This is a genomic window from Candidatus Defluviibacterium haderslevense (assembly GCA_016712225.1).
Taxonomy (GTDB): domain Bacteria; phylum Bacteroidota; class Bacteroidia; order Chitinophagales; family Saprospiraceae; genus Vicinibacter; species Vicinibacter haderslevensis.
On record JADJRL010000003.1, the window covers coordinates 3019529 to 3044786 of the forward strand.

The window sequence follows — 25258 nt, forward strand, 5'->3', positions numbered from 1 at the left end:
GAAGCTTCGTCTTTTCATATCTTTTCATGAGATTGGTTTATCAGGCCCGGGGTGATTTCCGGGCCTATTTTTTTTAATTTAACCCAGAATTGTCATTAGGAATCAAAAATGAAAGGAGCTTTTAAGTTGTTAGTATTCATCCAAAGGCCTGTAAACCATTCTCTTCTTTTCATAGCTAAAGAAAGTTTAAGAATTCTTTGATTTCCTTTTTGAATTATGTAACCTCCTATTGCAAATATTTTATATCGCAAGGTTTTCATCTGTTCGTGCACCTTTGTATTAAGAACAACTTGCCTGAATAAACTTATAAAATTGTAAGCTATCATAACAAAGTTTAAAGCTGCTTCTGTTGCGTAAAACCCATTTACATTAAAACTTGATGATCCAAAATCATACTTTAATTCCTTTATTCTATTTTCTGCATCAGCTCTTTGTCTATACAGTGTCCAAATTTGTTCAGCAGGTAAATTCAAATTTGTAATGAAACAACTGTATCGATATTTCCTGTAAATTCCTTCATCCTTAAATAGACTTAGGGTTCTTCCTGTAGCTTTAGGCCTGGTGGGTACATACTGTCGAATAATTATCATTCTTTTTGAATCTTGCCAATTTGGACTCTTGTAGTTTGTATCTGCTATTTCTAATCCATCGGCCATTTTTAACCAATTATGATGTGATGCAATGTTATGTTGGATAGGAGCATACATTCTTGCTGCGATAATGTAGTTGATGGACTTCTTCTCCAAATAGTTAAATACTTTTTTATCATAAAAGCCGCTGTCAGCTCTAAATAATCCGATCTTCTTCTTTCCTAATTTTTCGAACGTATCATCTAAAAAAGATTCTATATTATTTGAAGTATAGGCATCTCCGCTGCGTTGCCAATAATTGGCTACCATTTTGCAATCCGCTATAAAAGCCATTAATGGATGGTGGGACAAACGGCCTGGTTTTTTTGGATTGTATCCTTTTTTGGCCCCTTCTTGAGATCCATATCTTGTGTGTATTGTACTGTCTACATCTAGTGTGAAATTGTCAAATTGTAATTTATTAAAAAACCATTGATAAAGTGGTGTAAATACTTGTTGATTTTTACTCAGATCGAATTTTGAAAAAATCGCTGAAATGATTTATGGCCAGCCATTTTATCAAAACCCCAAAATTGCCTTATTACTTCATCCTGACGTGTGACTTCTGTATGCTCAAATTTATTTGCACCACACCAAACACTTGTAATAAATTGCTTGATTAATTGATGGGGGTGATACCCTCTATTTGATCCAGTTTCTGGTAAATTCAATGCACTTAAGATCTCATCAAATTCCATTCTATCTAGCATCTTTTTTAGTAGATATACTCCAGACCATGGGCTGATTTCTTTATCTGTAAAATCAATTTTTAAATCCATGTTTTAATGTAACTTTTTCTTACCGCAAATTAACACTTTTTTATTAATCAAATTATTATATATGTTATTGATATTCAATCATATATTTATCAATATTCCTAATGGCCGTCATTAGAAATTAATCCTATTGACAATTCTGGGTTTAATTTAATTCCAATTAGATTGATTTCTTATAATTATGCATTATATGCTAAATGCTCATTCGGTCTAGGTGTTGTCTATATCAATATTTCTATAAAATTATTTTGATTTAGTGAGCTAAGAGATTTGTAACAAATACATTAGTTTATTAATTCTTATAAATTGTCTTGAGATGATTTACATAAATTTTATTTCTAGTGTTTTTTATTAAGTGCTTTTCTTGCTTGATTATAATCTATAAAGTAAATTAGTTTTAGGGTAATTGCATTATGTTGAGGGCTGCTAAATGTGCCTTTAACATTATCGATATAATTTTCAGATTTGATTATATCATTTGATTCCTGATATCGGTTTAAACTGTTTTTCCATATAAGATTAAGAAAACTTCCAGGTGCAAATTCCCAAGTATATATACAATCCAGATTGAAATAATTTTGGCTAAGATCTGCATTATGCTTGTATTCAGGATCAATATTCAGGCTTCCATCATCATTTAGTTTATAAAAGGAGTAGTACCAAATTTTAGACCAGTAATGTCTAGTTCCAAAGGTAAGATTACTTTTCGGTGTAAAATTGATGGCAATATAAATACTATTGTTTAGTGTTTGTGTGTTTCTTTTGCCAAAACTTCCATCACTTATAGTGAAATTGTACCCATACTCATTGTTTCCGTAGCCAAAACTTGTATTCAGGCTGAGATTTAGGTGGCTGTTTATTTTATAAATTGGACTTATACTAAATTCGTAATAGGAATTTTTCCATTTTGGAATTTGAAGTAGGTAAATAAAGAAAGCACTTGACAATTTTTTTCTTGGATCTAATTGAAAGTTGATGCCAGCATTATAATTTATAGGATATTTGAATTGTCTATCCTCTTGGCGAGCTTCAAAGTAATCTATAGACTTAGGTGAAATATTGAACCAATAATTAAGCGTCATTTGGTTTTTTAGCTTGCCCCAAAAGCCAGCATTGAAATTTACATTTTGATACGAAAATGGTTCTAATCTGCTGATGTAATTTACGCCTAACCAATAATTAGTTTGTTGAAATATTTTTTTAGGTTCATATTGATTATAGTAGATATTTGCATTTTCCTGTAGATAATTATTTTGTTGACTGAAGCCAAGATCAGAAGGATCCCATCGTTTATCTTTGAGGGCTTGACTTATAGACCAAACCCAATTACCGCTAATTTTATTTAATGACCAATCGGCTGTGTACCCAGAATATTTTTTTTGATCGGGTGTAAACACATGACTCATTCGGCCCATAGTTGACCATTCATATTTGTTTTTTTTATCTTTTATATTTAATAATAGTGCTGTTACATTTGCATTCCTTTCATTTTGATTACGCCAAGTAGAGGTGTTAATGCAACTTACGGACGAATTATTTTTTAGTATTTGATCAATTACAGCTACATTATAGTTCGTTAAAGCAGAGGTTTGAAATGTCCTGTTATGATTCGAAAGTGTATCTCGAATACGTGCATTGGTTGGTGCTACTATAGCATTAAGTATTCCGATTCCCAGTTTGTGATTAGTTCTTCCTGAAAATTTTGTTGCATTATACAGTTGTGTTTCATTTGGATTAGCCTCTAATACTTCTGAAGAGGACAAGGTTTCATAAACATTATTTTTTTTATTAGGCTCACTTCCTATTCTTCTGCTGTAGAATATATCTCCTTTATTAAATAAATCGGTACCTTCAGTAAAAAAAGGTCTGTTTTCTTCATAATATATTTCAAAGGGCGTAGTATTTAATCTTTTGTTATCTGATTTTACCTGACCAAAGTTAGGTATGAGTGTTGCATCTATAGTAAATGATTCATTGAGTCCAACTTTCATGTCCAGACCACCTGATATTGATTTAGAATGTTCATTGGTTTTTATTCCTTGATTGGTTTCAGTTTCGTTTTGTTGATAGTTAGCTGCAAAATAAGGCGATAGGTGGATTCTAATAGGCGGATTTATTTTTTCTAGTCCGGTCAAGTTCCCCCATTGGTTTACATGGCCATTTATTTTTGGATCTAAGGGTGTCCAGGTATCTGTTTCCCCCAATCTATTGATATATCGTGCACATTGAAGGCCCCAAATTTGTTTTTCTTTTTTTGGAAATCTAAGATTGTAATAAGGTATTTTTAATTCAGCTATCCATCCATCCTCAACAATTTTTACTTTGCTTTCCCACACTCCATTCCAATTAAAATCGCTATAATTATTAAAAATTTTTGAATCAGATTGTACCCCATTCGCTCCAATTATGAATCTTGTTCCGTTTTGATCATCGTTGTAAGTGTCAAAACTTATAGTGAAGTAATCGGAATTTGAGTACTGAACAGCATCTCTCGAACTCAATTCTTTTCTAATTTTAGATGGAGTATCATATAAATGAGCGTAAACATAAATGGCATTGTCATCATAGCAAAGTTTTACTTTGGAATCTAATGAAGCACATTGAAATGGTTTTGGTTCATATTGTATGAAACTATCCGTTGCAAAGGCTGTTTTCCAAATTACATCGTTTTGCAAACCATCAATATGAGGGGCTATGTTAGTACGTAATATAGCATATTCTTTTGGTGTTTTGACGAATGAATTATAAGATTGACCAATGCCTTTAGTTATAAATAAAACGGTTATAAATACAATAATACCTTTGATTAAATACATGTAGATATCTTTTATGATCTAATTAAAAAGCTTTTTTAAAAAGTGTTTTTTGAAACCTAAAGAATCAAATGGAGATTTGAGTCCTTAATACATATCGGTAAATATAATCTATATATTATGATCGCATTTTATTTGCTAGTGTCCGTATTTAATTTCCCCGACAATCTGACATTGAAACCATCTATGCCATTTATAATTCCGTTAAAAGTATATTTGAAATTAGGAGCTACGTCATTATTGGAATCTTCAGTGGCTTGTTTCAAGTATACATTTAATTCCGAAGTATTTAATTTATTTCCATTAATCTTAAATATTTTATTCGATAGCTCAAATTGTATGGGTTTGCCAAAATCAATATATCCACCTTGATTCAAACCTATTATTAGGGCATTCATAAAAGATGGATAATTATATTCTATGTCATTATTTGAATATGTGACATCATTCGTATTTTGATAAATATTTTCAGTTAAGAGTTTCGGTCCATTGAAGCACATCGTAATATTAGTACCTGAAGTTATTTGGTTTCCAGTAATGTCTTCGTATAGTTTTTTATATTTCTTAAAATCTTTATCTTTTAATCTTTGATTATTGACTAGCATATAATTATGTTGAATGGAAATCGAATTATACTCTGAATGCAACAATTTATCTTTTTTTAATTCTTTTCCAATTGATTCTACCCATTCAGGAGACATATAGGAATTGGTTTGCCCACAAACGGTACCTCGTTCTTTATCAGCGTTTAATTGTAATAATTTATTATGGTTATGTTTAATTTTTATTTTAGATTTATCTAATTCTTTTTCAAGTTTTTTTAGTTCATTATTTAATTTCTTAGATTGTTCGAGGTCTTTAAAATTTGAAAATTGATTTGTATATTGATTTAGTTCATTTTCTATCCCTTCCAATTCATTTTCCAGACTATTCAATTCATTTTCTGTTCGTTTTATTTCATGATTATTATTTCGTGTTCGTGATAGTTCTGCTGCAATGTCACTCAATTCTTCAATATGACTTTTTTGCTCATCAATCATTTCAATGATTTGATCTGAGGTTATTTGAATTGAGTTAATATTTGGTATATAAGCATCGGCAATTTGGGGTGTATTTATTTTTTTATTGGGATGAATTTCTTGTACAATAGTTCCTTGTTCATCAAATTCATAAAATGAACCGTCATTGGTAAGTAATTGAAATAGTGAACCGTTATTTCTTTTTATATAATTTCCTGGATATTCCTTGGCATGTTCTAAAAACCAGCTTGCATTTTTTTCTGAGCGTTTTTGACTATTATGTTCAATTGAGGATTGAATTTCATTGGAATAGGGGTTGTATGAATAAGACAAAGTTTTTGAATGTTCAGATGATGTGGCATTAACTTCACTATTGTTTTGTTCATTGTTTGTTAAAATGATTTGATTGATGATACCTGAAAATTTTTGAAAATCTTTTTTGTCAACCTGGAGACCATTGATATTGAAGGAGATTACGAAATTATTTTTAACTTCCAGAATAGCAGTATATAGACGATCAGTAAAATCATAGATGCCATCTTTGATTTTACCGGTTATGATAAATGAATCTAATTCCCCAGCATTATTATAGTATTTGATATAAGTTGAAGTGGAATCCAGTGCAATGGTTGATTCAAGTTTTTTAATTGCTCCATACGTTTTATTATTATTAAGTTTACTATCGACAAATGAAACACATAAAATAATGGACAGTATGACGCCAAATGAAATAAGTTTATCAAAAATGGTTGTTTTGTGTTGCTTATGATTTAATATTCTTTGAACTCTTTGAAAGAGTAGACTTCTTTTTTGACCTCCGGCTGACATAGCGATTTGCGGATTTTGTATATAGGTCATTTCCTGAACACGTACCAAAGATTTTGCATAGGTTAAAGAGTTTCCACAAATTTTTACGGCAACATCATCGCAACAATTTTCTCTTTCTATTCTAACTTGAGATGATAACCACCAAACAGCCGGGTGAAAATAAAAAATAGCTTCAAGGATCGTTTGTAATATATTGATTAAATAGTCATTCCTAAGTATGTGAGCAATTTCATGTGCAAGGATTGCTTCGACTTCATTCACTTCTAATTTGTTAATGGAGCCAATCGGAAATAGTATAATAGGTTTTAAATGTCCAATGACCATGGGGGATCTGACTAATGCAGATTCTACAAATTCTATAGTCTTTGAAAAATTAAGTTTTGTCTTAATGTTATTCAGTAATTGTGACCAGTATTCATCAACCGGAAAATTCAACCTGTGTTTTAAATAATAAACATAGGAAATACCACCAAGTAGTCGCATCAAAAATAGCACCATCCCAAAAAGCCATATCAGAACTATGGTATAAATATTCTGATTGAAATAATTGATTAGTGCCGTTTTATTGAAGAGATTACTTTCATCAACATTTGAAATGGACAATGATGCTTGTTCAGGGGTAATGGTTAATTGCGCTTTGGTTTGTACATCAAATGTATTGGGAATATAGGAAACATTAGGATTTCCAACTGATTGATAATAATAATATAGAAAGGTAGTTATTGAACTTATTATTATCAGTAGGAGACCAACATTTCCTAAGGCATATCGAAACTGTGGTGATTTTTTATTATTTATAATCATAAAAATACCAACAATAAGTGCTATGATTGTAGCTTGCCATAAAGAATGGATAACCATCCATGCTAGTGCATGATTCAAATTGGGGGAAAGAAATTCCAAATAATTTTCCATAAGATTTGATTTTATGATGATGAAGCTTGTTGGTTATCATTTATTGTTTTCAATATTTTGAATCAGGGCTTTTATTTTTTCTAATTCTTCCCGTGTTGTCTTTCCGTGTCCCAAAGCCTGGATAACTAATGAAGCAGCTGATCCGCGGTATGTTGAATCTAAAAATTCTTCAAGTAGTTGTTTTTGGGTCATACTCTCTGGCATAACGGGAGAATAAATATGACTTCTGTCAATGATCTCACGTCTTAATATCCCTTTATCGAGCATATTTTGCATTATTTTTAAGGTGGTGGTATATCCGACATCATTTCTGATTTTATTAAGTTCATCATTAACGAAGCGTACGGTCTGTGATCCATGTTGCCATAACACTTGGAGTATTTCAAGTTCAGAAGCAGTAGGAGTGATAAGGCTTTTATTTGTTTGATCCATATATTTTTATAAGACTACGATTATTTTCGTAGCAAAGATAATGTTGGGATATTCAAAATTCCAAATTTTACTACGATTTTTTTCGTAGCATGGGTTATTTTTTTACAAAACACAATGATTTAGGCTATTTTGGAATGGAAAAACTTAATTAGGGCTAAGTATAATATGGAAAAATTTTGCAGTATAATTCGACAATGAGGGCTCATTTGTTTCAAATGGAGTCCTTATAATAATTTAGTTGAAAATAAATTATATAAATTCTTAGTTTTGAACTCAGTTTTTAATGTTTGACTGTAAGCTATGCGTTGTTATATTGGAATCATTTTATTTTTAAACGGTGCACTAAGTTATGGGCAAGAAATGTCCATGTTGCGGCAATTGGATAGTTTATACTACAGTTCAAAACTAGATAGCCTAGAAAGATTATATGGCACTAATAAAGAAATTCCGCATGAGTATAGGCTAGCAGTTCTTGTAAGTTTGTCATTTTATCCTGAACTGATACAAACACCTATAACTTTTAAATATAGAAATATTTCCACTTCAATGAACTCTAGACCGCAACTTTTATCGATGATGAGTTTAGATCCCCAAAAACGAAAATATGTAGTTCGGATCAATAAATTGCACCAAAACGGATTCATTAATTTGCAAAAAGTTCCTTTTAATGCTCTTGTAGGATTGATAGGACATGAATTAAGTCATATAGTGGATTACGAATCAAAGGCTGATATCGAAATTGTGTTAAGAGCACTTTCCTATTTAAATATTAGAACAAAGACCCTATTTGAGAAAAGCATTGATAAAAAAACCATCCAACATGGACTTGGGTGGTGTTTATTTGATTGGTCTACCTATGTCTTAAATCAATCAGGAGCATCAATAGATTACAAGGCATTTAAAAAGCGCGTTTATTTAGAACCTATAGAAATACAAGAAAAGATTTTATATTATTTCTTGACAGCATCCAATACTTTGCCACAAGATCACCATTAATTGAATATTCCATGTCAACGATTTTTTTAACCAACAAAATATTTATTTATGGAAACTAAAACAAATTGGCTCGCTATTATAGCATGTGCTATAGGAGGTATGTTACTCGGATTTTTATTTTATGGAATGTTATTTCAATCCCAATGGATGGCTGGAAATGGCATAACACAGGATTTGACGACTATGAAAATGATGAAAAACGGAGCAGAAATGTCAGAATCGCCTACACCAATGGTTGTCAATACAATAGCTATGATAGTGTATGCTTTAATAATCAATTGGTTATTGAACAGGACTGGATCACACACATTATCTTCTGGCGCTCAGGTTGGAGCTTCAATAGGATTGATAAGTTTAATTGGAATTTTTGTAGGGCATATGTTTTCACAAGCACCGATGAATTTGTCCATGATTGATGGATCTTATGCTTTTTTATTATTTACTATGATGGGCGCCATATTAGGAGCTTGGCAAAAGAAATAATAGACATTATAAAAATTATTTAAACAGGGATTTACCTTAAAGTCCCTGTTTATTATTTTTACAGATAATGAAATCTCATAGACTCAATTCTATTTGGAATATTTGTGAGGCATTTGGGAGGAGTTTATTGTGAATTAATTGGATGAACTTTTTTAAATAATTTTGCTTATCTTTATTATGTACAAATTATATATTTTTTGCCTATTTCTTTTTGGTTATGTCGCGGTGGATGCCCAAACCAAACCTATATCATTAATACCTCCTAAAGGGAAGGCGATTGCTGCTTTTGCTGAAGGGTGTTTTTGGTGCAGCGAGCATATCTTTGAATCAGTTGTGGGTGTTGAAAAAGTAATTTCGGGTTATGCTGGAGGTACGACAAAGAATCCAACTTATGAACAAGTTTCTGCTGAAAATACTGGTCATGCAGAATCAGTCTTGGTTTATTATGACCCATCAAAGGTAAGTTTTGAATCATTAGTTAATGTGTTTTTTGCTTCCCATGATCCAACAACAAAAGACCAACAAGGGCCTGATCATGGGTCTTCATATCGGTCCATAGCTTTTTATTTTAATACAGATGAAAAATTGACTATAGAGAAAACCATTCGAAATTTAGAACTTTCGAAAGCCTTTAAGAAGAAAATTGTAACTGAAGTTTTGCCCATAAAGGTCTTTTATCAAGCTGAAGATTACCATCAGGATTACATCGAACATAATCCTGAAAATCCTTATGTATCGAGTGTTTCTATACCAAGATTTGAACAATTTAAGAAAAAATTTAAAGGAAAACTTAAGAAATAATGAAATCTGTTCAATTTTTTTTGAGATTTTTTATTTCAATCGTTTTAAACTTTCGAATTTCAAATAAGTCTATTGCTTGTACCAATTAAAATTTTATAGTATGAAAAATTTCTTTGTTTTATGTTTTCTATTAATCTCCGGAATCAATTTCCAGATTTCTGCTCAAGAATCTGAAATGGAAGTTCCAGGTGATCATTTTGATCTTAATGGCGCACTTGACCTATTCAAAAAATCCGAATCTCCTGAAAGCTTCGAGAAAGCATTAAATACAGAGGGAAATTTTGTGAATAACCTGGACTTGAATGGAGATGGGGACATTGATTACATCCAGGTCGTTGAGAAAATGGATGGAGATATTCATGTTTTAGTTTTGCAAGTAGCTGTTAGTGAATCAGAATCTCAGGACATTGCAGTTATTGAAATTGAAAAAGATGGAAAGGAATCAGCAACCGTTCAAATAGTGGGTGACGAAGATATTTATGGTTCTCAATCAATAGTCGAACCCTATGATGATGCGTTTTATAATCCTGATACAAAACAGTATGAAACAAAACAATCAGCTTCAGAACCAGCTGTTGTCAATGTTTGGTTATGGCCATCAGTCAGATATATTTATGCACCAAGCTACAGACCATGGATTTCACCTTTCAGATGGCGAGTTTATCCATCATATTGGAGACCATGGAGACCTCACCCAATTTTATTTTTCCGCACGCATAGACCTGTTCATGTTGGTTTTAGAATAGCTCCGGTTCACCGAGTTGTTAGGGCACATCGGGTATATGTTCCTGCCAGAAGACATTCAGTTGTTGTGCATACCAAGTACAGAACAAATGTTGAGCATAGAAGAACGCATACCACCGTTAAAACGACTAAAAAAACAACTAAAGTAGAAAGAGGTCATGGTAAAACTACAGTAACAACAACTAAGAAAACTAGAACCACAAAAAGAAGATAAAGGGATTATTTCTTATCAAAAAAAAACTGCATCATGAATTCATGATGCAGTTTTTTTTTATTAAATTAAAATTATTTTAACATCAATATGAAATTCTCAACGTTGCATAAACATTTCGTCCAGCTCCATTGATACCAGACGCAAATGTGCGATATTGGGTATCCAGGATATTATTCACACCTAACTGAATTTTTAAATATCGATTCACAGTATATTGAGTTCCAATATTAAATACTATAAAAGCAGGGGTCCCATCTTTGGTAGCATACTGCAGATTATCTTCGCCTAACAAATTGTAATTCGTTAATTTTTTCCAACCATTGTAGAGCGTTGTAAAATTTGCATTGAATTTGTTAATCGTATAGTCTAAGCCCAAAGTACCAATAAATGGGGCAACGTGATCTAATGGATAATCAGTACTGTCCGTTTTTATTCGTCCAAAAGTATAATCCATGCCAAAGTTAAATGTCATATTTTCGGAAAGGGGATATTTCAAATGAGTATTAATTCCGTAAATATAGGCTTCTGATTTATTTTGTGGAGATACAACTTGAGATAGCGTATTATTATAAATTATGGAATCTTGACCATTGTATTTAAATTGGTCAACAATAATAGCATCATAAATCATAGTATGATAAAGTACTGTTTCCCAATTCAAACCAATTGGAGTTGTTTTTGTGATACTGAAATCGGTAGTTATCGTTTTTTCTGGTTTTAAGTTTTCATTCGGCACAATGATCCGTCCAGGGGTTGATTCAAAAATCTTACTTAAATCATCAATATTTGGTACTCTGAATCCTGTATTCACAAATAAACTCAATCTCCAATTTTGATTCACTTGATGAATGAGGCCAATATTTCCTGAATAAACCGGTGTACTTTGATTGATTTCTTTAAATGGAAATTTAAAAAATGTAGTATCATTTAAGCTGGAAGATAATTTATTGTACCCAAGCCTTATCCCATCATTTATACTTAAACGTTCTGAAATTTTGGCAGTGTGACTAACATAAATAGCTCCATTAAAAAGATTGTTGATTCCGTCCGGATATCTGGTATCCAGAGGAACAGTTATCTGCGTCTTTATATTTTCTTGATGAGCAGTAGATTTTAATGTATTGTATTGAATATCTACCCCAAAACGAAAGTCATGTTTATTAAATTTATTATCAAAATCTAAATTCCAGCCAAAAACATTGACCTTTTCAATTCTATGATTGAGTTTGTCATTCCCAAAATTTCGATTGTGTCGACTTTCTTCGATGTTTTGTGCACTCAAATTAGAAGTGACTTGTTGAAGCCATTTTCTATTATGATTAAGATATTTGTAAGTATAAACCCCTAACATTCTTAATTGAGGACCATAATACCATTCTGAACTATTTAGGCCAGTACCTTTTGGATCAGTTAATCGATCATACCTGGGAACATCTCCACTGTTAGAATATTGAACATTGAGCAAATGGATGTTATTATTATTTTGTTGAAATTTAACCTTAGCTAACAAATCCAATTGTTCGTAACCACTAAATTTTTGAAGATATTTATCATCGTTTACAAGTAATGTATCTCTATTACTTATTCTTGCAGCATAGTAGGGTCTTAAACCGATTGGATTTTTATAAAATGGATTCGCATTTTTACCACTTTTCAAATCATCAAATTGACTAAACGTTCCGGATAATAAAATTCCTAATTTTTTAAAACCAATTTGTGCATCAAGATGTGTTGTTCTTTCATTGTTTACTGATCCATATCTAAAATAAGCATTCCCAAGTAATGATTTTTTTTCACCGTCTGAAAGTTGAGGCGTTTTAGTAAAAAAATGTATTGCACCTCCCAGTGCATCACTTCCATAAATTGTGGATGCCGGACCGTATGCAACTTCAACTCGTTCCAACATATTTGGATCAAGCGTGATAATATTTTGTAAATGACCAGCTCTGTAAATGATATTGTTGAGTCTAACCCCATCTACTACAAGTAATACGCGACTGGCTTCAAATCCTCTTAGAACCGGACTTCCTCCGCCTTGCTGGCTTTTTTGAACATGGATGCCTTGAGATGAAATAAGATCAGCACTTGAGGCTGCATTTATTTTTTCAATATTTTTTTTGGTTAAAATGGTAAATTGTTGTGCAACCTGACTTTTGTTTTGTGCTTCTTTGTTTGCAGAAATGATAACTTCTTCCAGATTTAATGAATCCAATTCAGATTGCGCAAAAATTATGGAAATGTTAATAAAGAATAATAAAACCAATAAGATTTTATTTATATGTTTATATTTCATGTTTAATTTATTTTAAATGATAGTAATAATAGCCCATCCCATTCGGGATCGGTATTCAGTTTTTAATAATAAAATTTAACATGAAAATTTTGGTGGTGGGATACTGGTGTTTTTAATTATTTGGTAGCGGGGATATAGAAAATGAAAATTTTTAGAATTAATAAAGGATATTTCCAGCTCGGTTTTTATTGAGAACAAAATTCCATCAAATGTAAACTTGAAAAAACTATAAATATTTGAAATGGGTAATGTTTCATTGGGTTTCCAGCAGGTACTGACCCAATTTTCTATAGAATGATTGATATGATCTTCTTTTTCATCCTGAACACACCATACAATAAATAGATCACATGTTGATTCAGAATAAATGACATCATACATTTTATTTTTAAACCTGAATTCTGTTTGTTTTTTCCATTGTATGGTTTTGTGGATTTCAGAGATCGTAAATTTGAGTACCTGTATGTTTTTTTGTGCTGTAAACGAATGCAAGGATTTGAATTGGGAGTTTTGATGATATATTTTCCTGACGTGAAGTAAATTCAACCCAATAAAATTCGTATTTAAAATTAAGAAGCAGCATACTAAACCTATTGTTATAAGTATTGTATGGTTTTTAATACCTTGCATTTATGCTTAATTTTTACAAAAATACATAAAATTGACTTTTATCCTTAAATAGTTTTGAAAGCATCGATTTCATGATTCACTTGAATATCTTAAAGTAAATATTGATATGTACCTTTGCCAATAAAGTTAAATCATAATTTATGAATAAATCAAGATTGGAAGCCTTTAGCGATGGGGTATTAGCCATTATCATAACCATTATGGTTCTGGAGATGAAAGTGCCCCACGGCAGTGATTGGGATCAATTAAAAGAATTGATTCCTGTGGGTATAAGTTACTTGATCAGTTTTACCTGTGTCGGTATCTATTGGGGAAATCACCACCATTTATTACATACAATCCGGAAGGTTAATTCAAAAATTATATTGGCCAATCTTCATTTATTATTTTGGTTGTCTTTAATTCCATTTGCTTCGGGATGGATGGGTGAGAATCACTTTGCTCCTAATCCGGTTGCGCTTTACGCGATTGTATTTTGTATGTGTGGAATAGCTTATGCCATTTTGCAAAAAATTATATTTAATACTGTAAATGACGAATCTGAATTGAAGCAAGCGCTGGAAAAGCAAAAAGGGAAAGTACTTTTTTCTACGATTTGTTCTTTTTCAGCAGTTATTGTAGCTTATCTCAATCCTTTTGTTTCATTGTTTCTGGTATTAGCTCAATCTGTAATTTGGTTGATACCAGATAAGAACATTGAAAGAGCATTATCTGATTAAACCTTGAATTTTCAATTAAGCATTTGCTTTAAGGAAATGGCAATCCAATTTTTTGATTTTTTTTTTGGATTGATGATATCAGTAATTAATTCAAGATTGAATTTATAGAATTTTGATTTATTTTTTTGGAAGCAAGTAATTATTTCAATTGATTTATAAATCATTTATAATTAACATAATATTAAAATTCAATGTTGGTTATTCTTAAGTAAACTGTATTTTAATTCAATTAATTTATGAATCTGAATACCTTTGTGAATTAATCATTGAATATGTCTAATAGCGCAATCGCAGCACAGAAATTAAATGTAAAGTATTCCGAAACGATCATATTGAAAGATATTCATTTTGATATCCAAATGAATGATTGGGTTGACCTTGTAGGAGCGAACAATTCAGGAAAAAGTACATTAATGAATACATTTTATGGTCTTCACAATGATATTCAAGGTTTGCTTCATGTGCTGGATTATAGTCTTAATCCCATAAGTGTTAGTAATTTATCTGAATTAAGAAGAAAGAGCAGTTTTATTAGTACTCACATTCCTTTAATGGAACATAAAACGGTTAGAGCTAATTTAGCTCTTGCTTTATCGGCAGCAGATAAAATAAGAGATCTAAATAGTGATGCACTCATAGAACAAATGTTAGAAAAACTTGGATTGAAGGCACTCATTAAGGAAGAGGTCGCCCAATTATCTTTGAGCCAGAAACTAATGGTAAAGATCTGCCGTGCTTTAATCAATAAACCAAGATTGCTGATTGTGGATGAGTCCTTTCTAGGATTTGATACAGAGCATTATTTAATGGCTATGAATTTGATTCATGATTATTATATCAGGGAAAATCTTACAGTAATTATGGCAAATGTTGATGCCCATTCCTTTCATGTAGATCAAAAAAGAGTTTTTTTAATAGAACATCAACAAGTTAGGGAACTAACCGTTTAATCCTTGGTCTAGACCATTTCAAAATTGAATATATTTGCACAAAAAATAAGTCAGGATGTTTGAAAATTTAAGTGAAAAGTTAGAATTAGCCTTCAAAGGGCTCAAAGGTGAGGGCACTTTGACTGAACTCAATGTAGCGGAATCAATTAAGGAAATCAGAAGAGCGCTTGTAGGTGCGGACGTAAATTACAAAATAGCTAAGGAATTTACAGATAAAATAAAGGAAAAGGCACTTGGTTCAAAAAATGTCTTGAAGTCAGTCAAACCAGGGGAACTCATGGTTAAGATTGTCCTTGATGAGTTGGTCGATTTAATGGGTGGACAGGCTGAAGGACTTAATCTTAATGCAAATCCGGCAGTCATTTTAGTATCAGGCCTTCAAGGCTCAGGTAAGACTACTTTTTCAGGTAAACTTGCTTTGTTTTTAAAAACTAAAAAAAATAAAAAAGTTCTATTAACAGCATGTGACGTATATCGTCCTGCAGCTATTGATCAATTAACGGTAATTGCGGAACAGGTCGGAGTAGAGATATTTAAAGACATAGAAAGTAAAGATCCGGTCGATATTTCGCTTCGGGCAATTGCCTATGCCAAAGAGCATAAACTTGATTTAGTAATCATTGATACCGCAGGTAGAACAGCTGTGGATGAAGAAATGATGTCTGAAATCGAACGCATTAAAAACACCATAAAACCTACTGAAACCCTTTTCGTAGTGGACTCAATGACTGGACAGGATGCTGTAAATACGGCGCTTGCATTTAATGAAAGAATCAATTATGATGGGGTCGTTTTGACTAAAATGGATGGAGATTCAAGAGGTGGAGCCGCGCTTTCAATAAAATATACCATTGGAAAACCCATCAAATTTGTGTCAGAAGGTGAGAAAATGGAAACCCTCGACATATTCTATCCGGATCGTATGGCTCAACGAATTCTTGGAATGGGTGATATTGTTTCCTTGGTTGAAAAAGCTCAGGAACAATTTGACGAGAAGGAGGCTAAAAAAATTGAAAGCAAGATCCGCCAGAATAAATTTGATTTTAATGACTTTTTAGTACAGTTGAATCAAATAAAAAAAATGGGAGATATCAAGAGTATCCTTGGTATGATGCCTGGAGTGGGTAAAATGGTAAAAGACATAGATATTGATGATAAAGCCTTCAAGAAAGTCGAAGCTATTATACAATCCATGACACCCAAAGAACGTGGAAATCCAGAACTCCTCAATATGGCGCGAAAAACGCGAATCGCTAATGGTTGTGGTCGTACCATTCATGAGGTCAATGCATTTATCAAACAGTTTGACGAAATGCGAAAAATGATGCTCATGATGAGTAAAGGGCAAAATATGGGAAATATGATGAAGCAGATGCAGAATATGCGGAAGTAGTAGTTTTGGAGGATTAGACTAATGTCGTATATTTTTATTAAATATTTTGTATTGTGTTGTAATACAATATATTAGTAGTTAATTTATGCTTTAGAATGAAGCACGAACAAATTGAGTACTCACAATCAAGCTAAGTTTTGAAAAGTATCGCTTCGGTTTCCATTTTGAAAGTAATGGAGTGATGACTTATTTTAGAAAATGGGTTTAATGCTGTGGATTGGTTTTAAACATTCATTACATCCATTGATATACATTCAAATGAATTTCCATATGAAATTCAAAAAAAGATCTTTAATCATATCTTTTTTTTCTATTATCTTTATAGCAAATTCACTAGAATGAAAAAAATCATTTTTAATTTAATATTGTTGATTTTTGTCTCTAATCATTTAGCGGCTCAACTACCGGATGGTAGTCCTGCTCCTGATTTTGCTATTACGGATATTAATGGGAATGGTTATAGCCTCTATGCAGCCATGTCAGGTGGAAAATCAGCTTGTATTGATTTTTTTGCAACTTGGTGTGGACCTTGCTGGTCATTCCATAGCAGTCATGTACTCAGAGATGTCCAAACTAACTTAGGTTATACGACATCAGTCGTTATGATGGAAGCTGATTTTGCTACAAATACACCTTGTTTCTATGGTCCAAGTGGATGTACAGGTAGGGGAACTCAAGGAAATTGGGTCTCTGGAGTTAATTATCCACAAGCCGATCTTGGTCCAGGAAATGGTGAGACTGTTGCTTATGAGTATAATGTTACTTATTACCCTACTTTATACGTTATTTCGCCCGATTTCAGGACTTGGGAAATAGGGGATCGGTCCTATCAAAATTATTACAACTGGATAATAAACAGTTTTACATTAAATGCCACAGGTTCGGTAACCCATTCCCCTTGTGGTGATGATGGAAAAGTAGTTTTAAACGTAACTGGTGGATTTGGATCATTAAAATATAAATGGAGCAATGGTGCTGTTACAAAAGATCTTATAAATATTCCCGGAGGTACTTATTCAGTAACTGTAACTGATCTTAATGGGTATTTTGAATCTTATGGACCTTGGACGGTTAATGGCCCTAATAAAAGGGTTGATATCGTTAGCCAAAGTATCACCCACGTCAAATGTTTTGGAGAAAGTACAGGTAAAATAGTAATAGGGGTGAATTATGGAACTCCGGGATATACCTACAATTGGAGTAATGGAAATAATACGAATATTATTTCCAATGTATTTGCAGGTAATTATTCAGTGACCGTAACCGATGCAAGTTCTTGTACAGTGGTTAAAACATATATTATCACTGAGCCAAGTTTATTAACCGCCAAATTTTCAACTTTTAATGAAACTTGTGATGGACAAAATGGCTATATCGCAACATCTGCCACAGGAGGAGTCCCTCCATACAGTTATGATCGAGGCAATGGCAAACAATCCAATGCTGTTTTTTCTAAATTAAAACAAGGCACGTATACGGTAACCGTTACAGATAAAAATAATTGTTCACTAAGTCAGACTTTATACATTAATGGTACACATAAACCAGTGGTTAAACCAGGAGTTTCGACTCCATTAATTTGTGGTAGAGACACGATCTTTTTTGATGCATCGATTGGTTCCTCCTCAGGAAATGAATTCATTTATACCTGGACTACCCGAAATGGTGCGATTATAGGAGATTTCAATTCTACGGCAATTAAAGTTGCAAAACCAGGGACTTATAATTTAAAAATAGAAAATACAGTGGATCATTGTGAAAACTCAGATTCAGTAATCGTCAAAGATCTTCGCAAATATCCTGATGTTTTAGCTACAGGAGATGGCCATGTAAATTGTTATGAACCAGATAGAATTTTGGAAGGTAAAACGAATGCCCTAGCGATTAAATATTATTGGACAAAACTTAATGATACCTTGAATGATACTTCGAAATTCATTAAAGTTATTCACAAGGGAAGTTATGTGTTTAATGTTAAAGATACGATTAATCAATGTGTCTCTAAGGATACGGTAGTTGTTACCGAAAACAAGGTATACCCCACAGTTATATTAAATAAGAGCAATGACATTAATTGTAAATATGATGAAGTGACTATCGATGCAAGTCAATCAGATCAAGGTCCTGATTTCAATGTGGAATGGACCCGTGAAGATGGATCCATAATAGCTGGTCTTAAAGATTTGACCTTAAAGCTTAAGGAAGCAGCATTTAGAACTTTGAATATTCAAAATAAAATCAATGGTTGTACCACGTCCAAAGAAGTAGAGATAATTGAAGATCGAATACACCCGATAGCAGAAGCTGGAAGTTCTAATGATCTAGGTTGTATTACCATGACCTTAAATTTGGATGGTACCATTTCATCACAAGGGTCTCAATATAATTACTTTTGGAAAACCATCAACGGTAATATTTTGAATGGTTCCAACACACTCAAACCATTAATTAATCAAGCAGGAAATTACATTTTGAACGTAAAAAATACGGAGAATGATTGTGAATCAGAGGACAGTATTAAAGTACAAGAGCAAACACAACCCAGGGCACAATTTACTTTTGTTAAAAATAATTTTGAACTGAATTTTACGGATGCATCTCAAGGTATTGCAACATCCTGGAATTGGAGTTTTGGAGATGGAACGACTAGTGTAGAACAGCATCCGATATATTTATATTCGAAGGAAGGAGAATATGAAGTATGTTTAGAAATAACGAATGAATGTGGAATCAACAAAAGTTGTCAAAATGTAGTGTTAACTAATTCTGCTGTGCTTTCATTATCATCCTGGGAAGTCAGACAAGTAAGTTGTAATGGATATCAAGATGGACAAATTAAATTGAATTTAGAGGGTGGCACAAAACCGTATAGTTATTTATGGAGCACCGGAGCTAACACAGCATTGATTAGTAATTTGAAAAAAGGAAATTATTCTGTAACTATTCAAGATGCACTTGGAAGTCAAATCAATAAAGGATTTTCTATAGATGAACCGAGTGCCATCCTATTAGCCAATCAAAAGATCAATCACACCATATCAGGTAGTGCTACCGGAAGTATAGAAATTAATATTGCAGGAGGATATGCACCATATCGGTATGAATGGAATACGGGTGCAACAACATCAACGATTCAGGATTTGGCTGCTGGAACATATCATGTTAAAGTACTTGATGCGAATTCATGTGAAAAGAATTTTGGCCCATTCGAAGTGAATGAATTGACCAGTACAAAGTCAGCCGAACTATTTTCACAATTTGAAATCAAACCCAATCCGGTCAATCAAAACGGAATCATTTCGGTGCATTTGAATTCAAAACAGGATCTTAAGATTAAATTGTATAATGCAAATGGCAGATTGATTCATTCTGATCATAAATACGGGGATTTCATTCATTATTCTATGTCTTTTGACAACTATGAACCCGGAATTTATTTTGTAGTTATTCAAAGTGGAGGCTATCAGATGACTCGTAAATGGGTCGTTCAATAAGATTATAAGTTCCAAGTCTTAATTTTTTACATTTTCTTGTTGAGTCATGCAGCTTTTTATCATTTATTGAAGTAGTATAAAAAGTTACATATAAAATTAGTATTTATATATTTTTCACATATATTTGCATTGGATTCACCACTATAACTTTTCTAAAGCCTTAATAATGAAGTATTTGCTATTTCTAATCTATTTTATTAATATTAGTGGAATTCTTGGAGCCCCTAACGATTTTACATTTACCTGTCCCGGAGATATAACTATTAGTTGTACAGACAATTATTCTGATTTGACACAATACGGGAAGGCATACACCATATTAAATGGTGAAAAAAAATGGGTTCACGATTGTAAAATAGTTTACAATATAAATGATTGCGGTGTTGGAACAATTACCCGAACTTGGGGAGTAGAGGACCCGGAATGGCATTGGCTTACCTGCTCCCAGGTTATCACATTATCAAATGCCAATGCATTTGGTTATGCAGATATAACATGGCCTTTGGATATCAATATAGAAAGTTGTAATCCTGCTGAAGACCTCAAAAAATTAGCAAGACCTTACGATAAACCTACCTGGAAGACGAATAAGTGCAGTAAACCTATAGCTGGCTATACAGATGTAAAATTTACTGTTAATGAAGGATGTATGAAAATTATTCGCACTTGGAAAATTCTGGATTGGTGCGTCTACGATCCATATAAATATCCTACCCGCGGAATATTTTCAGCAGTGCAGGTCATCAAATTGATAACTATAGATACATCTGCTAAAATTATTTGTAAAAATAATTTAACAGTAAATGCTACTAAAGAATGCGGTGGGGCCTATGTACAGATAGACACGGCTGCTTTTATTTCTGCTTGTAATATACCATATCGTATTTATAACACCTCTTTATATTCTGATCAAAAAGGGAATGATGCCAGTGGGTTCTATCCTAATGGTAAAACAACATTTTATTATATTGCAGAGTATGGTTGTGGAACAGAAATAAAATGTGAGGTCACCATTCAGGTCAATAATAAATTACAACCAACTCCATATTGTCTTACAGGTGTAATTGTGGAACTAATGCCCATAGATTCAGATAACAACGGCACTGTAGATGCCGGAATGGTGGATGTTTGGGCTTCTGACTTGAATAAAGGTAGTTTTCATAAATGTCCAAAACAAAAATTGCGCTTTTCCTTCTCTTCAGATCCTAATGATCGATTTAGAACCTTCACTTGTGATGATTTAGGATTAAATGACATAGAAATGTGGGTTACGGATTCTTTAGGAAATCAGGATTTTTGTAAAACTACGATTACCATACAAAATAATGGTGCACAGATTCCAGATTGTAAAAGGAAAGATAGTCTCATCACTAAAAGGTATCAATTGTCCTGTATTTTAACGGGAGAATGGGATAAAAAAAGAGTTACGCAAATAAAAATTGGCGCTACAGACATGGTCAATCAATGGACCAGTGAATCTATTAGATCAGCTCAAGATGAATTTGCATTTATCGACTTAAGAAATGATCATCAATATAGCCTTCATATTGAGACTTTAAATTCAAATATCAATGGATTAGATGCAAAAGATATCAATACACTTGAAAAATTAATTGCAGGAACTTTGACTATCACAAACCCATATAGGTTATTGGCTGCAGATGTAAATCACGATCGAGTTGTTAATGTTGAAGATGTCCTTTTACTCAAAAAAATTGTGGCTGGTCAATTAGCACTTGGAGAAACTTATCATCATTATTATACTTTGCCATTGGATTATATCTTTAAAAATCCATTACAACCTTGGGACGAGGTAAGTCAATTGAATATGACGATTGAACCTCATCTGGATCACTTTATGCAAAAAAATTACCTATTGGTTAAAACTGGGGATGTAGATCAATTTTCAGTAATTAAGAAAAAAACTAAAACAGAAGGAATATCATCCAATCTTTTGAATTCGATTTTTAATTCCGAAGCGACAGCGAATCAATTAGAAATGAACTTACAATATCTTCCTGAAAGCCAAATGATAAAACTTGAAATTCCTTACCAAGTAAATATCCAAAACATTGAAATTTATAATTTAAATGGTCAGCAAATTTATCATTGGGCAGTTGATGAAGGTGCGTTAAATTCAGGTGCATACTATAAAACTGTTCAAGCCTCTACTAGTGGAATTTACATTTACAGAATATCAGGAGATGAATTTGTACATCAAGGAAAAATATTTATTGGAAACTAAAACTTTCAAGCAGAATATTTAGGGATATTGATGAATTACAATTAGCGAAAGAACTTTTTTATCCGATACCTTTTTACATAATTTTCGTATTTAATCAGAAATACTGAATGTGTTTTAATTTAAGCTTTATATACCTTACGCTAAGGGATTAGTTTGCAATCCTGCAGCTTTGTAAATCATGAACACTTTTAGAATTAACAAAGAAAGTTTTTTGTGAAAAAGCGTCAATGGATAAGCTATTCTTTTTTATTGTAAAATAGTTCTTTTGCTTTATTAAATCCGGCCTCTCCTAATTTTATGCCAAGTAACCGACCTGGGATATCATCGGCAGGTGGATGGATTCCACCCCAAATTCTTGATAAACTGCATTGATCTGATGCATCTCTATAAGTGGCCCATTGTAAAGTTAAATTAACACTAGGGCCATCCTCAAATACTAAAAATTCATTTTTCTTTATAACAAATTCAGACATTCCTCCGGGGAAAAATGGATCTCCGGTCAAGTACGTTAGAACCTCCGCAGCAGTTCTTGAGAATATAGAATGCCCTGAGATATAAGCAGCAAAAGGTGGTGTTACAAATGTAGGCCGTTGGTATGGTACCCAGTTTTCTGCCAATACCCAATCTGTTCCAGCTTGTTGGGTTTTAGGATTGGTAATGAATTTGCCACCTTTCCAGGAATATAATTTGACTTTTCCTACATGTTCATTATTTTTTCCTGCCAGAGAATCTCCAATTAGAACAAGTTCTGCAATTCCTGGAATGAGTTTTAATCCACCGACATGATAATTTGGCAATTTTGGATCTGAGGATTGTCCCAGAGTACCTAGTTTACGAATCGCAGAAATGGGTCTAACATAATCGTAATAACCCTTTATACTCCACGCAGTAATGGCAGCATCATGCATACTGCCACCTAGTGTAAAATAACCTTTGATATCCCATTCCAAATCATTAAGAGTGGGCCCTTTACCACCAAATTTCTTTTTGGTCTTAGGGTGATCTGACACATAATTGAACACAGTATACCAATGACCGGGAGGCGTTTCGGAATCTGGACCATCTGCCCAAAACTCTGCCAATGCTCTGGTATAATCTCCTCTTGGAACAATTTGGGGAACATAAGGACGTTTAGTTTTTGGATTTTTTGAATATCCTTTTCCCGGATCGCCACCTTCTTTAAAATTATAAAAATCAGGATAATCTTCTTGTTTGAGTGGGTAAGATTTAATATTACCCCTGCTGGCAGGTGAAATATCCCATTTTACGCTATCTTTTGGATCCAGGTGACCGGACCATGATGCCACTAATTCAAAATTCCATATAAAAGCTTCTGAAGATGGCGCCATCTTGTTGGTATCTAAATAGGGCGGGGGACCTGGATTATCATAAATAAAATATACAAAACCATCACGAGATAAAGTTTTTCTGTCGCTTGATTTTAATGCAAATGGTAATACTCGCCCCCATTCAGCACTTAAAAAAGGTGGTGTAGTTCCAGTCATTACATTTCCATTCTGGTCAATAAAGAGATCTAATGTCAAAGGTTGCCAGCGATTAGGGTCTATTATGGTTGGATTACCGGAATGGGCAACCACCATTGGGGGATTAATGGGTTGATACAATGGATTTGCGTGTTTAGCTGATTCATTTGATCCATCTTGAAGGCCATAGTCTATTACACATTGTCCAATATAATTACCCAGGGCAGCAGCTGATCCTGTGGAATAATCGGTTGATGTAAACGTGGTATCATAACCTAATTGGTTAAACAGTTTATTAAATTGAATTTTTGTAATATTATTATAATTGGGTGAACCTTTATATCTATGGTGTAATACTCTATAAGCTGCGTAACTTATTGCTTCATTAGTTGCTTTATTAATATTAGAGGGCTTTGGAAATCCTTTAAAAGGGCATTTAAAATCGTTTAGTGTTTTACCCAGAAGATATGTTTCTGCATCAGGGTTAAACACAGCCCATGCATCATACATAGCTAGAGAAACATGCCACAAATTGCGAGCTTGTACAGTAGGTCTTCCAAAATCTTTTCTTATTGCTGCTAATTGTGCTTCATTCCACATTCTTGCGACGGAATGCTGGGCCATTATTCCTTGAATGCAGAATAACGAAAACAAGACAGCATATATTAATTTTTTTGAATAGGAATTGGACATTATATTAATCTTTTATTATATTTGATCATTAATAATTATTGGATACGACAATTGCCGAAGGTACAAAGATTTTCAAATCAGCATATAATTGAAGGCATTTTTTAGGTAATTATTAGATTAATTTAAAAAGTGTTCATTTAAATTCATGTTGTAAGATAGTTGTTTTGTGATTTGAATCAAATAGACATTGGTAAATATTATTAAAATTTAGTTCGTGCAGAATTTTTGTTGAATAACGGATTATATATGTCAAAAAATAGCGATTTATTTAAATATGTAATCCAATTTATTTTGTGGAAGATTAGCTTCTGTGAAGAATTTGAGCACAGCTTGGATGTTAAGCACAATTTATTTCTATGATACAAATGGACTAGATGTTGAAATTTTTTTCATATCTAATCATTAAAGAATTTAGATTTGCTTTGGGCATGTTGTTTACATAAATCTAGTTGGTCGTGCACATAGATATATCATAAATGAAAATCCTGCAATATTTAAAACCATTTTTCGTGGTAAAGAACTTATTACAAATATTGATCATTCAATTATTATCTTATGGGCTTAAATTTTAAATTTATTTTTTTTATATTTTTAACGTGTATTTTATTTTGTTTATCATTTTGTAGTTTAAAAAAGGTCGCTTATAAAACTGAATCGATAAACTTATGTGATATAAAAATTCAAGATATACCTAACCCAAAGGATAA

Annotated in this window: 17 protein-coding genes; 9 read left to right on the top strand and 8 right to left on the bottom strand. The window is 32.6% G+C overall.

Annotated elements, in window-relative coordinates; genetic code table 11:
* Positions 1–95: 95 nt before the first annotated feature.
* From IPK88_11735 to IPK88_11755, 5 genes are all read right to left on the bottom strand, one after another.
* Positions 96–1130, bottom strand: coding sequence for an IS1380 family transposase (locus tag IPK88_11735; protein ID MBK8244087.1), 1035 nt, complete (start codon positions 1128–1130; stop codon positions 96–98).
* The gene (locus IPK88_11740; GenBank protein MBK8244088.1) at positions 1097–1408 is read right to left on the bottom strand and encodes a transposase; all 312 of its coding nucleotides are present in this window, start codon (positions 1406–1408) and stop codon (positions 1097–1099) included. The genes IPK88_11735 and IPK88_11740 overlap by 34 nt, the downstream gene beginning before the upstream one ends.
* A 335-nt stretch (positions 1409–1743) precedes the next feature.
* The gene (locus IPK88_11745) at positions 1744–4221 is read right to left on the bottom strand and encodes a carbohydrate binding family 9 domain-containing protein (GenBank protein MBK8244089.1); all 2478 of its coding nucleotides are present in this window, start codon (positions 4219–4221) and stop codon (positions 1744–1746) included.
* Positions 4222–4349: 128 nt separating this feature from the next.
* Entirely contained in the window at positions 4350–6980 is a 2631-nt protein-coding gene (locus IPK88_11750; GenBank protein ID MBK8244090.1) for a M48 family metalloprotease, read from the bottom strand.
* Positions 6981–7016: 36 nt separating this feature from the next.
* Positions 7017–7412, bottom strand: a complete 396-nt coding sequence (locus IPK88_11755) for a BlaI/MecI/CopY family transcriptional regulator (protein ID MBK8244091.1) — start codon at positions 7410–7412, stop codon at positions 7017–7019.
* 300 nt (positions 7413–7712) lie between these two features.
* Here IPK88_11755 and IPK88_11760 point away from each other — a divergent pair, with 300 nt between their 5' ends.
* From IPK88_11760 to IPK88_11775, 4 genes are all read left to right on the top strand, one after another.
* Positions 7713–8408 (top strand): hypothetical protein, encoded by a 696-nt coding sequence (locus tag IPK88_11760; GenBank protein ID MBK8244092.1) that lies wholly within the window; start codon positions 7713–7715, stop codon positions 8406–8408.
* Positions 8409–8456: 48 nt separating this feature from the next.
* Positions 8457–8891 (top strand): DUF1761 domain-containing protein, encoded by a 435-nt coding sequence (locus IPK88_11765; GenBank protein ID MBK8244093.1) that lies wholly within the window; start codon positions 8457–8459, stop codon positions 8889–8891.
* Between the two features lie 177 nt (positions 8892–9068).
* Complete coding sequence (msrA, locus tag IPK88_11770) at positions 9069–9692, top strand: peptide-methionine (S)-S-oxide reductase MsrA (protein MBK8244094.1); 624 nt, start codon at positions 9069–9071, stop codon at positions 9690–9692.
* A gap of 100 nt (positions 9693–9792) precedes the next feature.
* Positions 9793–10650 carry a hypothetical protein gene (locus tag IPK88_11775; GenBank protein ID MBK8244095.1) on the top strand — a complete coding sequence of 286 codons (858 nt, stop codon included), beginning with the start codon at positions 9793–9795 and terminating at the stop codon, positions 10648–10650.
* 82 nt (positions 10651–10732) lie between these two features.
* Here the strand turns inward: IPK88_11775 and IPK88_11780 are convergent, their stop codons facing one another.
* Both IPK88_11780 and IPK88_11785 read right to left on the bottom strand, forming a co-directional pair.
* Positions 10733–12943: a TonB-dependent receptor gene (locus tag IPK88_11780; protein MBK8244096.1), complete on the bottom strand. Its 2211-nt coding sequence runs from the start codon at positions 12941–12943 to the stop codon at positions 10733–10735.
* Positions 12944–13018: 75 nt separating this feature from the next.
* Entirely contained in the window at positions 13019–13435 is a 417-nt protein-coding gene (locus tag IPK88_11785) for a hypothetical protein (protein ID MBK8244097.1), read from the bottom strand.
* A 278-nt stretch (positions 13436–13713) separates the two neighbouring features.
* Between IPK88_11785 and IPK88_11790 the strand changes: the two genes are divergently transcribed.
* The 5 genes from IPK88_11790 to IPK88_11810 all read left to right on the top strand — a co-directional run bounded on the left by IPK88_11790 (position 13714) and on the right by IPK88_11810 (position 22374).
* Entirely contained in the window at positions 13714–14292 is a 579-nt protein-coding gene (locus IPK88_11790) for a DUF1211 domain-containing protein (GenBank protein MBK8244098.1), read from the top strand.
* 272 nt (positions 14293–14564) lie between these two features.
* Entirely contained in the window at positions 14565–15242 is a 678-nt protein-coding gene (locus IPK88_11795; GenBank protein ID MBK8244099.1) for an ATP-binding cassette domain-containing protein, read from the top strand.
* A 55-nt stretch (positions 15243–15297) separates the two neighbouring features.
* Positions 15298–16635: a signal recognition particle protein gene (gene ffh / locus IPK88_11800; protein ID MBK8244100.1), complete on the top strand. Its 1338-nt coding sequence runs from the start codon at positions 15298–15300 to the stop codon at positions 16633–16635.
* A gap of 338 nt (positions 16636–16973) precedes the next feature.
* Positions 16974–20129, top strand: a complete 3156-nt coding sequence (locus IPK88_11805) for a PKD domain-containing protein (protein ID MBK8244101.1) — start codon at positions 16974–16976, stop codon at positions 20127–20129.
* A gap of 166 nt (positions 20130–20295) precedes the next feature.
* The gene (locus tag IPK88_11810; protein MBK8244102.1) at positions 20296–22374 is read left to right on the top strand and encodes a T9SS type A sorting domain-containing protein; all 2079 of its coding nucleotides are present in this window, start codon (positions 20296–20298) and stop codon (positions 22372–22374) included.
* Positions 22375–22610: 236 nt separating this feature from the next.
* Here the strand turns inward: IPK88_11810 and IPK88_11815 are convergent, their stop codons facing one another.
* Entirely contained in the window at positions 22611–24482 is a 1872-nt protein-coding gene (locus IPK88_11815; GenBank protein ID MBK8244103.1) for a vanadium-dependent haloperoxidase, read from the bottom strand.
* Between the last annotated feature and the right edge of the window lie 776 nt (positions 24483–25258).

Excerpts from the sequence above, each read along its gene's own strand:
- IPK88_11740 (MBK8244088.1), bottom strand. The coding sequence starts at position 1,408 with ATGGATTTAAAAATTGATTTTACAGATAAAGAAATCAGCCCATGGTCT.
- IPK88_11810 (MBK8244102.1), top strand. The coding sequence starts at position 20,296 with ATGAAGTATTTGCTATTTCTAATCTATTTTATTAATATTAGTGGAATT.
- IPK88_11775 (MBK8244095.1), top strand. The coding sequence starts at position 9,793 with ATGAAAAATTTCTTTGTTTTATGTTTTCTATTAATCTCCGGAATCAAT.
- IPK88_11780 (MBK8244096.1), bottom strand. The coding sequence starts at position 12,943 with ATGAAATATAAACATATAAATAAAATCTTATTGGTTTTATTATTCTTT.
- IPK88_11755 (MBK8244091.1), bottom strand. The coding sequence starts at position 7,412 with ATGGATCAAACAAATAAAAGCCTTATCACTCCTACTGCTTCTGAACTT.
- IPK88_11760 (MBK8244092.1), top strand. The coding sequence starts at position 7,713 with ATGCGTTGTTATATTGGAATCATTTTATTTTTAAACGGTGCACTAAGT.
- IPK88_11815 (MBK8244103.1), bottom strand. The coding sequence starts at position 24,482 with ATGGCCCAGCATTCCGTCGCAAGAATGTGGAATGAAGCACAATTAGCA.
- IPK88_11765 (MBK8244093.1), top strand. The coding sequence starts at position 8,457 with ATGGAAACTAAAACAAATTGGCTCGCTATTATAGCATGTGCTATAGGA.
- IPK88_11805 (MBK8244101.1), top strand. The coding sequence starts at position 16,974 with ATGAAAAAAATCATTTTTAATTTAATATTGTTGATTTTTGTCTCTAAT.
- msrA (MBK8244094.1), top strand. The coding sequence starts at position 9,069 with ATGTACAAATTATATATTTTTTGCCTATTTCTTTTTGGTTATGTCGCG.
- IPK88_11750 (MBK8244090.1), bottom strand. The coding sequence starts at position 6,980 with ATGGAAAATTATTTGGAATTTCTTTCCCCCAATTTGAATCATGCACTA.
- IPK88_11795 (MBK8244099.1), top strand. The coding sequence starts at position 14,565 with ATGTCTAATAGCGCAATCGCAGCACAGAAATTAAATGTAAAGTATTCC.
- ffh (MBK8244100.1), top strand. The coding sequence starts at position 15,298 with ATGTTTGAAAATTTAAGTGAAAAGTTAGAATTAGCCTTCAAAGGGCTC.
- IPK88_11745 (MBK8244089.1), bottom strand. The coding sequence starts at position 4,221 with ATGTATTTAATCAAAGGTATTATTGTATTTATAACCGTTTTATTTATA.
- IPK88_11790 (MBK8244098.1), top strand. The coding sequence starts at position 13,714 with ATGAATAAATCAAGATTGGAAGCCTTTAGCGATGGGGTATTAGCCATT.